General features: G+C 47.4%; 16 protein-coding genes. 1 reads left to right on the top strand and 15 read right to left on the bottom strand.

Annotated features, from left to right (window positions below):
* Positions 1-68: 68 nt before the first annotated feature.
* From O3682_RS10010 to O3682_RS09945, 14 genes are all read right to left on the bottom strand, one after another.
* On the bottom strand, positions 69-302 hold the full coding sequence (locus tag O3682_RS10010) for a glutaredoxin family protein (RefSeq protein ID WP_371509907.1): 234 nt from the start codon (positions 300-302) through the stop codon (positions 69-71).
* A gap of 131 nt (positions 303-433) precedes the next feature.
* On the bottom strand, positions 434-634 hold the full coding sequence (locus tag O3682_RS10005; RefSeq protein WP_003681978.1) for a (2Fe-2S)-binding protein: 201 nt from the start codon (positions 632-634) through the stop codon (positions 434-436).
* A gap of 227 nt (positions 635-861) precedes the next feature.
* Positions 862-1,740: a site-specific tyrosine recombinase XerD gene (gene xerD / locus O3682_RS10000; RefSeq protein ID WP_371509905.1), complete on the bottom strand. Its 879-nt coding sequence runs from the start codon at positions 1,738-1,740 to the stop codon at positions 862-864.
* Positions 1,741-1,815: 75 nt separating this feature from the next.
* Entirely contained in the window at positions 1,816-2,259 is a 444-nt protein-coding gene (locus tag O3682_RS09995; RefSeq protein ID WP_003683206.1) for a peroxiredoxin, read from the bottom strand.
* Between the two features lie 36 nt (positions 2,260-2,295).
* On the bottom strand, positions 2,296-2,931 hold the full coding sequence (locus tag O3682_RS09990) for a deoxynucleoside kinase (RefSeq protein ID WP_107723532.1): 636 nt from the start codon (positions 2,929-2,931) through the stop codon (positions 2,296-2,298).
* A 97-nt stretch (positions 2,932-3,028) separates the two neighbouring features.
* A complete protein-coding gene (folK, locus tag O3682_RS09985) occupies positions 3,029-3,517 on the bottom strand; it encodes a 2-amino-4-hydroxy-6-hydroxymethyldihydropteridine diphosphokinase (protein WP_371509903.1) in 489 nt (162 codons plus the stop codon).
* Between the two features lie 15 nt (positions 3,518-3,532).
* Complete coding sequence (locus O3682_RS09980) at positions 3,533-3,907, bottom strand: SirB2 family protein (protein ID WP_003681989.1); 375 nt, start codon at positions 3,905-3,907, stop codon at positions 3,533-3,535.
* 55 nt (positions 3,908-3,962) lie between these two features.
* On the bottom strand, positions 3,963-4,532 hold the full coding sequence (gene mnmM / locus O3682_RS09975) for a tRNA 5-(aminomethyl)-2-thiouridylate-methyltransferase MnmM (RefSeq protein ID WP_371509901.1): 570 nt from the start codon (positions 4,530-4,532) through the stop codon (positions 3,963-3,965).
* 78 nt (positions 4,533-4,610) lie between these two features.
* Positions 4,611-4,907 carry an RNA chaperone Hfq gene (gene hfq, locus O3682_RS09970; RefSeq protein ID WP_036493792.1) on the bottom strand — a complete coding sequence of 99 codons (297 nt, stop codon included), beginning with the start codon at positions 4,905-4,907 and terminating at the stop codon, positions 4,611-4,613.
* 296 nt (positions 4,908-5,203) lie between these two features.
* A complete protein-coding gene (gene der / locus O3682_RS09965) occupies positions 5,204-6,661 on the bottom strand; it encodes a ribosome biogenesis GTPase Der (protein WP_371509899.1) in 1,458 nt (485 codons plus the stop codon).
* A 141-nt stretch (positions 6,662-6,802) separates the two neighbouring features.
* Complete coding sequence (locus O3682_RS09960) at positions 6,803-7,432, bottom strand: YfgM family protein (RefSeq protein WP_070607891.1); 630 nt, start codon at positions 7,430-7,432, stop codon at positions 6,803-6,805.
* Complete coding sequence (hisS, locus tag O3682_RS09955; RefSeq protein WP_371509897.1) at positions 7,433-8,728, bottom strand: histidine--tRNA ligase; 1,296 nt, start codon at positions 8,726-8,728, stop codon at positions 7,433-7,435.
* 136 nt (positions 8,729-8,864) lie between these two features.
* On the bottom strand, positions 8,865-9,938 hold the full coding sequence (locus O3682_RS09950) for a restriction endonuclease subunit S (protein ID WP_254345459.1): 1,074 nt from the start codon (positions 9,936-9,938) through the stop codon (positions 8,865-8,867).
* Between the two features lie 17 nt (positions 9,939-9,955).
* Positions 9,956-12,016: an HsdM family class I SAM-dependent methyltransferase gene (locus O3682_RS09945; RefSeq protein WP_371509895.1), complete on the bottom strand. Its 2,061-nt coding sequence runs from the start codon at positions 12,014-12,016 to the stop codon at positions 9,956-9,958.
* A 343-nt stretch (positions 12,017-12,359) separates the two neighbouring features.
* On the opposite strand from O3682_RS09945, the gene O3682_RS09940 reads away from it, so the two are divergent.
* A complete protein-coding gene (locus tag O3682_RS09940; RefSeq protein ID WP_371509893.1) occupies positions 12,360-13,283 on the top strand; it encodes a pseudouridine synthase in 924 nt (307 codons plus the stop codon).
* A gap of 68 nt (positions 13,284-13,351) precedes the next feature.
* On the opposite strand, the gene adhP is transcribed toward O3682_RS09940, so the two are convergent.
* Positions 13,352-14,109, bottom strand: a 758-nt coding sequence (gene adhP / locus O3682_RS09935) for an alcohol dehydrogenase AdhP (protein ID WP_371509891.1), incomplete at its 5' end; no start/stop codon positions are given.

Below are 14,109 nucleotides of genomic sequence, written 5' to 3'. Positions count from 1 at the left end.
ATAAAATCAAGGTTCAGACGGCATAAACAGCCAAAGGCCGTCTGAAAGGCAATATGGTCAACGGTTTGTTATGCACTCAAATGCGCTTTCAGTTTTTCTTCGTCCAAAAACCAATGGCAGATTTCGGTATCACTATCCAGCAAAACAGGCACCAGCTCATTGTACTTTTCTTCTAAAACCGGATCTTCATCAACATCGACAATATCCAGCTCAAATCCAAACTGCTCCTGATAAGGCTTTAATTGTTCGCGCATTTTGTGGCACAGGCTGCAATATTCCCGAAACATCAAGGTCAGTTTCATGGCGGTTACTCTCGGAGGGACAAAAGCGGCCATTGTATAGCAAAATGTCGCCAAACCATACAGGCATGACAAAGGCCGTCTGAACAGGCGTGAAACTACGCCTTCAAACGGCCTTTGTGTATATTCTGAAATTAAGACTGAACGTTAATACCGGCAGTCACGGTATTTTGGGCACTGCTTGCTGTCAAAAACGATGCAGCCAATTCGCCGCAGCAACCGCAACAAGTCGCCACGCCCAATTGAGCCTGCAAATCGCTCATGGTGGTTGCACCAGCGGCGATGGTCTCTTTGATGTCGTGGTCAGTAATAGCGTTGCAGATGCAGACAAACATGATGTGCTCCAATAATTTTGTTACCCTCTGTAATTGAGAGTAGGATTTATTCTTGAACGTAAATATAAATAAAAACGGTTTGCATTGCAATATTGGCACTTCCCTTTTGTTTTGAAATTTTTCTATGTAAATTTGTATTTTGATTGTTATTTTATAAATAATAAACTTTATAACCGTTCAGACGGCATCAATAACAAAAGGCGGCATCTTCGAGATGCCGCCTTTATTTATGAACGGGAATGGTGTTCGTCAACCATGTTTTTCAAACGGATATTGGCAACATGGGTATAAATCTGCGTAGTGTTGATATCGGAATGTCCCAACATCATCTGGACTGAGCGCAAATCGACGCCGTGATTGACCAAATGCGTGGCAAAAGCATGGCGCAAACCGTGCGGACTGAGAGAAGCAATACCGGCCGCTTCGGCATATTCTTTGACTATCATCCATGCAAGCTGACGGCTGATGCCACTGCGTTTCTGGCTGACAAACACTTCGTTGCAGATTTTGTTTTTCAGCAACAACGGACGCGATTCATTGCAATAGCGCTCCACCCAATATGCCGCTTCCTGCCCCAGCGGAACCAGACGCAATTTGTCGCCCTTGCCTATGGTGCGAATACTGCCGCGATGTAAATCGATATCGCTGAGCGTCAATTTAATGGCTTCTGTCACGCGCAAACCTGTTGCATACATGACTTCAAGCAAGGCTTTGTCGCGCAGACCGTGCGGCGTTTCCACATCCGGCGCAGCCAGCAGTGCGTCGATTTGGGCTTCGGTAATCAGCGTGGGCAGTTTGCGTTCTGATTTCGGCGCCTTGAGAAAACGGGTGGGATTGTCTGCTCTTTGGCCCGTTTCTTCCAACCAGCCGTACATACGCTTGCAAGCCGACAAGGCCCGTGCTTGGGACGTGTTTTTTTCGCCCTCCGTATACACAGCATCAGACAGGGCAAATTCATCGGCACTCAACCAATCCTGCCCGCCCTCGGCCAAACGCGCGGCGACTTTGACCAAATCACGGCGGTAACTTTGCAGCGTATTGTGGCTGAGCCTGTCTTGCAACCAAAGGGATTCAAGCAGCTTGTCTATTAAATCGTCCATATTCATCAAACTGTATTGAAAGGCCGTCTGAACGGCATGACTTTACATCCGTTCAGACGGCCTTAGGTTTTCAAAGCCCTATTAAGAGGCTTGAGAAATTGTATCCAACACTTCCTGCGCGTGTCCGGCCACTTTGACTTTGCGCCATTCATGGGCAATTTCGCCGTTTTCGTCCAGCACAAATGTGCTGCGCTCAATGCCGAGGGATTCTTTGCCGTAAAGCTTTTTCAGCTTAATCACGTCAAACAGTTTGCAGACAGTTTCTTCTTTGTCGCTCAACAATTCAAACTGGAAGCCTTGTTTGGCGCAGAAATTCTGATGCGATTTGACACCGTCGCGCGAAATGCCGACAACGGTATAACCTAATGCTTTGAATTGCTCCAATCGGGCATTAAAATCCAAGCCTTCGGTGGTACAGCCGGGCGTGCTGTCTTTAGGATAAAAATAGACAACCAACGGCAAATGTTCAGCGGAGTTAAAATCGCTGCCGGAAGAAGATGGGAGTGTGAATTGATATTTTGACATACTATTCCTTTCAGACGGCCTAAACCTAGCCTACGTTTATTTTTCGCTTAAATTCAAATAACTGCGCGTACCTTGAAAATCTTCCAATGCGCGCAACAAAAGCTGGAAGTGGTCGTCATTGCCGGCCAAATCCAACTCATCGGCATTGACGGTCAGCAAAGGCGCGCTTTGATACAAATGGAAGAAATGGCTGTATTCGTCATGCACCCGTCCCAAATAGCCTTCGGGAAACAAGCTGATAATGCCTTCGTGACGTTTTTGCAGACGTTTGCGGTTGTTTTCGACGGCGGTTTGCAGATAAATCACCACATCGGGTTCCGCGTATTGCGGCAAAATACGTTGCTTCATATCGGCAAAAAGCTGCTGCTCGTCATCATTCAAAACGATGGGCGTAAAAATACGGTCTTTTTCCAATAAAAAGTCAGCCACAACCATTCCGCCTTGCGCGCATTGGTCTTCAATAATATTTACGCTTTCAGCGCGGCGCGTCAGAAAGAAAAGCTCGGCAGCCAAGCCATTATTGGAAACATTGCTGTAAAACTTCATGAGAAACGGATTGTGATCCGGATTCTCCGACAACAGCAACGCACTGAAATGCTCTGCCAAGCGGCGGCTCAAAGCAGTCTTGCCGCTACCGATGGCGCCTTCGACAACAATATAACGAGGATTCATAGTAACTCTTTGTAATGTGTTTCCCAACAATATTTTATAGCAAAAAAGGCGTGTCCAACACGCCCTTTCTTATTTGAGTCCGTTTTTCAGACGGCCCTTATTCTTTCAACAGGCGAATACCCTGCCCGCCCAAAGCCTGAGCCAAATCAGCCGCATGGCCATGCTCGCCCAACTCGAAATCCGGAAGGATTTCGGCCAGCGGCAACATCACGAAACTGCGCTCATGCGCGCGCGGATGCGGCAAAGTCAGATGCGGGTCATCGCTGCGGATACCGTCAAAATCAATGACATCCAAATCCAAAGTACGCGGCGCATTACGGAAGGTACGTTCGCGCCCAAATTCGGCCTCGATGCGGTTTAACTCCGCCAACAGCACCACGCCGTCCAATGAAGTCTTCACTGCACAAACCGCGTTCACAAAATCAGGCTGATCATCATAGCCAACCGGCGCAGTCAGATACAGGGAAGATGTTTTTTCGAGCCGGATATGAGGATGCGCGGCCAATTCGGCCAAAGCGGCGCGAACCTGTTCGGCAGGATTGGCGAGATTGCTGCCCAAAGCGATAACGGCAAAATGCGGATACATTTCAGACGGCCTCTTTTAAAACGGCAGCGTTTTGGTTTTGGCAAGGAAAACAATCGTGGCAACACACGACATGGCTAAAACATAGACGATATAGAATTTCGGCGAACGCGGACGCGAACGCATCATAATCATGCCCAACACAATATAAACCAGCAACAGCAGGATTTTCATGCCGAGCCACGGCGCATTGAACGGCGAAAAATGGGTAATCTTCATCAGCCACAAGCCGGTAAACAGCAACATAGTGTCGTTCAAATGCGGCATGGCTTTCCAAATGCCTGCCAACGGCTTCTCAGGATGACGCCAGAGCAGGAAAAAACGGATGTTGAACAACAGGATGGTAATGGCAACGAAAATCTGATGGCTGTATTTTACAAACAGATATTGCATGGCAGTTTCTTATGTTGAGGGTTGAAAAACAAAGCAGCTATTTTACCGCAAACATCTATTTCTGACGCAACTTTTCAATCGCCAGCAGATAGGGAGGCGCATTGCGGCGGTTGACAAAGCCATAGCGTAACACGGCAAATGCTTCCTGCGGCAAAGTTTCCGCCCATTGCACAATCGCCTCAGCCTCTATTCGGCCGGCTTCATGCCCAGGATACAATACCGCCACGGCAAGCCCGCCCTCTTTCAGCGAACCCAAAGTATCCGTCAGCGCACGGATGCTGCTTGCCGCCTCAGTCGTACAGCTTTTATCGCCACCCGGCAGCCAACCGAAATTAAATACTGCGGCATCTAAAGGCTCGTCGATATAAGATAAAAGGTTTTCATGGCCGTCATGTATCAGGGCTACCCAACCATCTACGCCATTTTCTTTCAGATGGCCTTGAGTCTGCTCCAGTGCTTTGGATTGCACATCAAACGCCCACACCCTACCCGTCTCGCCAACCGACTGCGCCAACAGCAAAGTATCATGCCCGTTTCCGGCCGTCGCATCCAAAGCGCGGCCGCCTGATTTTAAGGCTTGTCGTAACAGGGAATGTGCAAAAGGAAGAATGTTTTCAAGCAGCATGATAAAGGTCGTCTGAAAATAAAAATACCCTACCGCAAAAGCGGTAAGGTATTGAAAAACAGGAATGCGTTACATCATTTATTCGGCAGGTTGTTGCACAGTCTCAACTTGAACCGGAGCAGCTGCGGCAGCGGCTTGAGGTTGTTTGTTTTCGTGTTGCAGGCTGACTGCGCGTGCAGGAACGATTGTTGAGATAGCGTGTTTGTAAACCATTTGAGTGACGGAAGTATTACGCAGCAAAACAACGTACTGGTCGAACGATTCCACTTGACCTTGCAGCTTAATGCCGTTTACCAAGTAGATCGAAACCGGAACGTGCTCTTTACGCAACGCATTCAAAAAAGGATCTTGTAACATTTGTCCTTTAGCTGTCATATTCTTGAGCTCCATTATTATGATTGTAAAGACGCCAAAATCAGCGTTTGATGGGATTGTAGCCCCGAATAGGATAAATTACCAACTATTTTTTTCTATCACACCGTTTAGCAATCCAGCAATAAGGGAACTTCCCGTCAAACCGACTGTTTCATTTCCATATTCACAACAATTCCAAATTCAAATTTGATGTTTTTTTAATTCGGCAAACCCTATCGAAAATATGCCATGAAGTTCTAACAAGCTGTTTTTCATTATAAAAAGGCCGTCTGAAATTGTTCAGACGGCCTTTGTGTTTATTTGCTGAATTGTTTTTTCACGCTGACTTTGTTTTTTTTCTTGAAGCGGTTTTTCTCTTCCTTGCGACCTTCGCGTTTCTCAATACGGTTGCTCAGGCTGACACGGCGCAGCGGTTTTTTCTTCGGTTTGTCTTCCGCATTTTCATACGGGTTTTCCGAAACATTGTATTGAATTCTGAGCGGCGTACCTTGCAGATTGAAGGCTTTACGGAACGTTTGTGTCAGATAGCGTGTGTAGCTGTCTGAAATCGCGTGCAGCGAATTGCCGTGAACCACAATCACCGGAGGATTCATGCCTCCTTGGTGGGCATAACGCATTTTCGGACGCACCAAGCCAGCACGTGGCGGCTGTTGACGCTCGATCGCGCTTTGCAATACGCGCGTGATTTTCGGCGTCGGCATCTTAATCATCGCCGCATTGTAGGCAGCCTGAATGCTTTCAAACAAACCGTCTATACCGCGTTCTTTCAGCGCGGAAATAAAGTGGAACTTAGCAAAATCAAGGAAATACAGTTTGCGGTTGATATCGCGTTTCACTTGCTCGCGGCGCTCTTCGCTGATGCCGTCCCATTTGTTGACCGCCACCACCAAGGCACGGCCTGCTTCCAAAGCAAAACCTGCAATCGTCGCATCTTGATCGGCGATATCTTGTTGCGCGTCCAACACCAAAACGGCAACGTTTGCCGCTTCAACCGCCTGCATCGCTTTGATAACAGAGAACTTTTCCACCGCTTCATCCACTTTGCCGCGACGGCGCACACCTGCGGTATCGATGATGGTAAACGGTTTGCCTTCGCGTTCAAAATCGATATGAATACTGTCGCGCGTCGTACCTGCCATATCGAAAGCAATCACGCGTTCCTCACCGAGGATGGCGTTTACCAAGGTCGATTTACCAACATTTGGACGGCCGATTACAGCAAAAACAGGATGTTTCGCTTCTTCCTCTTCCTTTTCAGGTTCAGGGAAGGTTTCCAAAATATCTTCAATCAGATAATACACACCATCGCCATGCGCACCTGAAATAACATAAGGGTCGCCCAAAGCAAGTTCGTAGAACTCGGCGGCAAGCACGGCCCTATTGCCGCCCTCGCCTTTATTCACAGCCAAATAAACAGGACGCGGGCTTTGGCGCAAACGGTCGGCAATGATTTTGTCTTGCGGCGTCAAACCGGTACGGCCGTCCACCAAAAACACAACCGCATCGGCTTCATCGACAGCCTGCAAGGTTTGTTTTGCCATTTCGTGCAAAATGCCGCTGTCCACAACCGGCTCAAAACCGCCGGTATCGATGACCAAATAAGGTTTGCTGCCGACTTTGCCATGACCGTAATGGCGGTCACGCGTCAGGCCGGGCAGGTCATGCACGAGCGCGTCTTTGGTGCGCGTCAAACGGTTGAATAAAGTAGATTTGCCGACATTGGGGCGGCCGACAAGCGCGATGGTTGGTTTCATGATTGAGTCTTTCTGTGTCAAGTGTCGCCTAAAAACGGGAGCGGAACACAAGCAGGTGTTTTAAAAACACGGTTGATAAGGATAAGTGTAGGCCGTCTGAAAAGTCATTGCAACTTCAGACGGCCTTGATTTCAAACAAACTTATTTCAAGCTGTCGATTTTCATTTGCAGCAATTCGCGGCCTACTGCGGTTTGCGGCATTTTGCTCAAAGCAGCTTCGTAACTTTGTACGGCTTCTTTGGTTTTATTTTGGGCAACGTAAACATCGCCTTTGGTTTCCAGCATCAAAGGCTCGAAATCAGCCTCAACCTGAGTATTCAGGGCATTGATGGCGGCATCGTATTTTTTCTGCTGCAACAGGACAACGCCCAAACGCTGCGCCGCCAAAGCTTGAACCAGCGGTGCGTTTTGGTTTTTCAGCACCCAATTCAAATGACCTTCCGCCACATCATAACGGCCGGCATCAAACTCGGTTGCCGCTACCATCAACGTAGCTTGGGCTGTCGAAATAGAATCAGGATAGTTTTTTTGCAATTCGGCCAAGTCGGCGTTGATGGCTTTTTGATCGGTTTTTTGCTGCGCCTTTTCCACCATTTGCGCCAATACGGCGGCGGCTTCCTGATCTTTTGAAGCTTTTTGGCCTTGGTAAATGGTGTAACCCAAATACCCCAAAGCCGCCACGATCAGCAAGGCAAAGATCCAACGGCCAGTGCGTTTCCAAAAATATTTAAAATTGTCTAACTCTTGTTGTTCTTCCAAATGGGCTGCCATTTATGCGTTCTTCCATTGTTGTAAAGTGTCTGTCAAATCAGCGGCGGCAACAGTTTGTTGTTCGTGTTTGCCCTGCATATCTTTCAGGGTAACCGTACCGTTTGCCAGCTCATCCTGAGCCACAATCAGGGCAAAGCGTGCGCCACTGTTGTCTGCTTTTTTCATTTGCGCTTTCAGGCTCTGATAGCCGGAATGCTGCATCACATTGAAACCTTGGGCGCGCAAGGCTTGTGCGTATTTCATCACCTGCAAGTCCGCACCTTCGCCTTGGTGCATTGCATAGACATCAGGCGCGGCGTTCACTTCCAGCGAGCCGTACTCGCTCACCAAAAGCAGCAGGCGCTCAATACCCATTGCAAAGCCGATAGACGGCGCAGGCTTACCGCCAAGCTCTTCAATCAAACCATCGTAACGGCCGCCGCCGCACACAGTCGCCTGCGCGCCGAGTTTGTCGGTCGTCCACTCAAAAACCGTCTGATTGTAGTAATCCAAACCGCGTACCAAGCGCGGATTTTCAACATATTGAATACCCAAACCGTCCAACATCGCCTTGAAGCGTGCATAGTGGTTTTGCGAAGCCTCGCCCAAGTAATCGACTAAACGCGGCGCCGCGTTGCAGATTTCCTGCAAATCAGGGTTTTTCGTATCCAAAACGCGCAAAGGGTTGGTTTTCAGACGGCGTTTGCTGTCTTCATCCAGTTGCGCTTCATAGCGGGTCAGATATTCAACCAATGCCGCACGGTGTGCCGCTCGCTCCTCACGGTTGCCCAAGCTGTTGATTTCCAAAGTCAGGTATTCGCGAATACCCAATTTTTCCCACAAATCGGCAGACATCGCGATGATTTCCGCATCAATATCCGGCCCTTCAAAACCCAAAGCCTCGATACCAACCTGATGGAACTGACGATAACGGCCTTTTTGCGGACGCTCGCGGCGGAACATCGGCCCCATATACCACAGCTTTTGCGGGCTGTTGTACAAAAGGTTGTGTTCGACCACCGCACGCAAACAAGAAGCCGTACCTTCAGGACGCAAGCTCAAACTCAAAGAATCGTTTGAATCGGAGAAGGTGTACATTTCCTTGCCGACCACATCGGTTTCCTCGCCGATGGAGCGGACAAACAAACCGGTTTGCTCGACAATCGGCGTACGGATTTGCTGGTAGCCGTAAGCGCGTGCCCAGCGGCCGACCGTATCTTCAAACGCCTGCCAAAACGCAGCCGTCAGTTTGAAATCTTTTTGTTCGACAGGTAAAAGGTCGTTCATACCTTTTACAGATTGAATTTTTTGTGCCATTTCAATATGGGATAAGCGAAAATCAAATAGTTGGGCATTATAGCTGATTTTTAAGGGTTTGTGAGGTTGGGAACAAATCAAAAGGCCGTCTGAAAATCGGTTTTCGCATTCAGACGGCCTTCAATTTTAAATGGGTTTACCTTGCTATTACCGTTTTGGTGGCAGAGATTTTTTCATCGGCATAGCGTACCACATCTTTGATGACTTGTTTTTGTACGGCGGAAATCAGGGTTTGCATATAAGCGTAGTCAGGTTCGCCATCTTTTACGGGTAAATTAATCATCAGGTCATCGGCATCTTTGGCATAAAAATTCCGTCCGTAATGAAATTCCCCCGTATATGCCGCCTTATGGATGGCAGAAGTAATGAACAACACCGCCATTTTTTCCAATTCATCGGTATGCACGACTGCTACATGGTCGTCTGCGCCATATTCGTAATTACGGTATTTTGCCGAGCCAAACATATCTATCGTAACCGTATTGGCTTTGAAACGGTGAACTGGATTACCGATAAAGGCGGAAATGCCCGTATCCGCTTCGCCTGCGGTAACAAATGGTAGGCAGCCTGAAATTCTGTCATCGCTTTTCAGGCGTTTGCCACGTGTGGCTTTTCCAAATAAAGTGTGTAGATTGAACCTTCTCCATTGCTGTTGTCCAAAATCTGCAAACGCCCGTTCTTCGTCAGCCGTCAGCGTGTAGTCTTTCAGGCCTGCGGCTGAAAGGTAGGCTTCCAGCTCGGCGGTACGCCGAGCTTCCAGCTCGGCTACGAATTTTTCCATAAAGTCAAGGTTTATTTGACCGTTTTGGACAGGTAATCGTATTTTAAAACCAAAACTTTGTGAACTTCTCAATTTAGAACCGTATGAATACTTTCCTAACAAGGATTTTGAAATAACCGAAGTCAAAAAAATCATTGCTCTCGGCGAATATTCAATTTCATCATTCCAATAAACACCCGTATCATCGCCTGCTCCAAAAGCATAACTCCGATAAAACGCATTTCCGAAAATATCTACTGTAATTGAATTGGCTGGGAAACTCGCAACAGGATTTGAAATGTAATTAACCACCCCTGTATTCGTTACACCTGCCATTACAAAAGGGATTTCCCCTAGAATTTGGTCGTCTTTTTTCAGCCTTCTCCCTTGTTCAATTCTGTTAAAAATCTGACTTAACGTAAAATTATCCCACTCAACCGATTCCAACATCTCAGTCAAGCGGGCATCTACTTTCCCAGCGTGTCGTTCTGTCCGCTTCCACGTTTTAACAAGTTGGAAACTTCCCAAGCCAAATAATCGCTGACTGTTTTTTTGAAATCGTCCAGCGTCGGACGGGTGTCTATCGGGGCGGTTTGGTTCCAGTCTGCGCCGTTTTTCGGGTCGATGGTGCCTTCATAGTATTCTTTTTCACCAAATATGTTGAGTTTCTTTTTGCCGAAACGCACTAGTTGCACCAGTTCTTCATAGCGTCCACGCGCATTACCCGTGTCTTTCAAATTGTTGCTGGCTTTTTTGCGGTTGGTGCGGGTGTAGCCGTCATTTGAAAAATCGATAAATTTAACGGTTTCGTCTTTCTCATGTGGTTCGCCTACTTTGAAAACATAAATATTGGTTTGCACGCTGGATTTACCAATAAATAAATCAAGAGGCATTTTTATGCTAGCAAGCAGAGTATTGTTTTGCAGAATCCGCCTGTTGATTTCTCGGGCTTTTCCTGAACCTGCAGAATTTTGGATAATGATGGCGGCGTAGCCTTTTTCCATCATGTTCAGTGCACGTTCGACAAAGTTCATGCCGTTGCCGCTGGCGGAATACGGGGGATTGAGGATAAAGGCATCGGCGGGGAATTTGTGGTCGGTTTTACCGAAACCGTATTTGCCGTCAAAATCGGTCAACGAGTCTTTGTTTAAGATGTTGGAACTGCCGTCACCCATCAGAATCATATTCAAAATAGCAAGCATATAGACGCTGGAAAGTAATTCTAAACCCAAAAGCTGTTCAGCTTTGATTTGGGCTTCTTTTTTGCGGAGTTCTTCGGGCGAGCTGATACTGTTTTTGGCATCTATCAGCATTTCATTCATGGCGGCGACCAAAAGTCCGGCTGAGCCTGTGGCGAAGTCCCAAACATAGGAATCTTTATTAACACGGGCAAGTTTGGCAAGTAATGTGGCGACATAAGACGGGGTCAGCACCACATCGTTGAGCTTATCTTGAGTAAAGCCCAGCCATGAGTACATTTCGTTAAAGAGCTTGCCAGTAAAATCGGTAGTCAGCCCGATTTTGTAGTAGATACCCAAGTCATCGACAATTTTGGTAAAGACACGTTTTAATTGGGTTTCGCCACTATGAACTTTGTTGATGTTTTCGGTTAGAAGGGTATTGGACAATGTGCGTAAAATCATCTCTTTCTTTTCTTTGGGTAGGGCTTTTTCTTCCAAGAAAGACTCGATTTTGCGCACAAGGATGTCGCCGTCTCGCCAGCCGCGTTCGTTTGATGATTTGAGGTCGGATTTTTCCAGCGGTGCAACTTTTCCGGGTATACCGATGGTAGCGATGATGGCGGCGGCAACGAGATAGACACGGTCGTTTTCGCCTAGGCCTTTTTCGTTTTGGTAGATGTCGTTGTTGAGCTTGGTCAGGCTGGCATCGATTTCTTTTTCACGCTTTTCTTTGAGCCTGTCCAATTCTTCGGGCGTTAGCGAGAGTTCTTCGACTTGGCTGATGAAATCTTCAAAGTGTTCTGCTGCTAGAAATGAAAAGTCATTAAAATCGCCGACACGTTGCCCTACGCCTAAATTGCTTTTAGACACATAATACACGCCGATTTCATAACGAATTTCTCCCTGCTCGTCTTTGTAGCCCGTCATGCCGACGGCGATGATGTCAGTGTAACTGGTATGGTGTAGTACGGCGTTGGCGTAATGTACCGCGCCGTTTACGGCATAGCCGTTGATGTTTTTGAAAATTGGCTCGTTTTTAGCGTTGCGGTTTTCGACATTACCATCAGCATCGAGTTTTTCCAGTTTGTCTTTATGACCTTTATATTCGATAAGCACGGGATAGTAACGCCCGTTTTTACTACTTTGTAACAATAGCTTCACATCGGGACGGTTTCCGCCAATGCCACCATTTTTGGAATAATAGTCGTCTAAGGCTTTGTCGATTTCAGTATTTAGACTTGCTTGTTCAAGTCTGTAATCGAGCTTGTAGGATTTCAGCCAGCCGTTGGCAAGGTCAGCGATATTGGGTTCAATGGATTTGTTGGATTTTTTGCTTGCTTGGGTCATTAGTTTTATCCGACATATGAAATGTGTAAACAACCGCTATGATAATATACTCGCCCCTTTCATGCTTGATTTATTCCTCCTGAAGTCATTTGAAAACCATCCTCAAAATTTTCAAACAACCTTTGACTTGAATAGTTAATCTGTTTGCAATATCAAATCCGGAAAAGATCTCGTTCCTATTCTTCCTGAGAAAAGACAGTTTTCCTACTTTACAACAGGTTGTCCGTTATAAAAGATAGATTTCCACCTACAACGAAAATGATGATAAAAAGTGCAATATCGCGTCAATAGCAATCATAAAGGCCGTCTGAAAAAATCCTAAAAACCGAGTACAATCCGCCGCATGAAAAAACGTACCAATCCCCTCCCCCTTTTAGACGGTGTCAAACCCAGCTACTTGGTTTTGCCACATGAAAAACAGTTTTACGGCTTGCCGTTGCTGCATTTTCTATGCGCTCATTTTACCTTTGTCGGCGAAGAAAACTGGCGGCGGCGGCTGAACAGCGGTTTTGTGGTGGGCGCGGATGGCGTGCCGTTTGATGAAAATACTTTGTTCGAACCCGGCAAGACGATGTTTTATTACCGTGAAATCAGCCGTGAGAGCGAGCCGCGTATTCCGTTTGATGAAAAGATTTTACATATTGATGAGCATTTGCTTGTGGTGGACAAACCGCATTTTCTGCCTGTCATCCCCAGCGGCAGATTTTTGCGGGAAACCCTGCTCACGCGCCTGCGTTTGCGGCCGGAATTGCAGCATTTGAATGTTGAAGACATTACGCCGATTCATCGTTTGGACAAAGATACGGCAGGCGTTATGCTGCTTTCGCTCAACCCTGCCACGCGTCGCGATTATCAGACCATGTTCCAAGAAAAAACCGTCCGAAAAACCTATGAAGCGGTTGCGCCGACGCGGACGGATTTGGACTATCCGCTGGATATTTCGTCACGAATGGAACGCGGCGAAAAATTCTTTCTCACGCGGGAAACGGAAGGCAAACCCAATGCCCACACGACCATCGAACTTATCGAAAACCGCGGCGCATTCAGCCTCTACCGCCTCACGCCGCATACCGGAAAGAAACACCAGCTGCGTGTGCATATGATGAGTTTGAACATGCCGCTGATGAACGATGCGCTTTACCCTACCCCATTGGCGGCCGGCGAGGAAGACTACGACAAACCTTTAAAACTTTTGGCCAAAAGAATAGAGTTTACTGATCCTGTCAGCAGAGAAATCCGCGTATTTGAAAGCGGCTTTACGCTTTAAGTTATCCAATCCAATAAAAAGGCCGTCTGAAATTTTTCAGACGGCCTTTTTGTCACGGAATCATTTGATTAGTTATGAATGCAGCTGCACTCTTTATTCATATCAATCACCATACGGCCGGTAATTTTACCTTCGCGCATTTCTTGGAAGATGGCAGGCGCTTCATCCAAAGCACGCAACTCGACTTTAGGCACAACCAAACCTTCTGCGCCGAATTGGAATGCTTCCTCCAAATCTTTGCGGGTACCGACCAAAGAGCCGACCACTTCGATGCCGTCCAATACCAAGCGAGGGATAGACAAATCCATAGACTCAGGTGGCAAGCCAACTGCAACGACACGACCGCCTGCGCGGACGCAGTTAACACCTGAATTGAAGGCAGCAGCGGATACGGCTGTGACAACGGCTGCGTGTGCACCACCGGTTTTCTCTTGGATGACTTGAGCCGCATCTTCTTTGGCAGCATTGATGACCAAATCCGCACCGGTTTCTTTGGCAAAAGCCAGTTTGTCGTCATTAACATCAATGGCAACAACGTGCGCGCCAAATACTTTTTTCGCGTATTGAACCGCCAAGTTGCCCAAACCGCCTGCGCCGTAAATCGCAATCCATTGACCAGGACGGACGCCGGAAACTTTAATCGCTTTATAAGTGGTCACACCGGCACAAGTAATGCTCGAAGCTTGCGCAGGATCCAAGCCTTCAGGGACTTTGACCGCATAATCGGCACTCACGATACAGTGGGTCGCCATACCGCCGTCGGCAGTATAACCTGCATTCAATACAGAGCGACACAAGGTTTCGCGGCCGGTATTGCAATATTCGC

The sequence above is a fragment of the Neisseria sp. 27098_8_112 genome, assembly GCF_041433235.1.
In the GTDB taxonomy this organism is placed as follows: Bacteria; Pseudomonadota; Gammaproteobacteria; order Burkholderiales; family Neisseriaceae; genus Neisseria.
The sequence above is the reverse complement of the archived record's forward strand: the minus strand, read 5'-3'. Positions and strand labels throughout refer to the sequence as shown.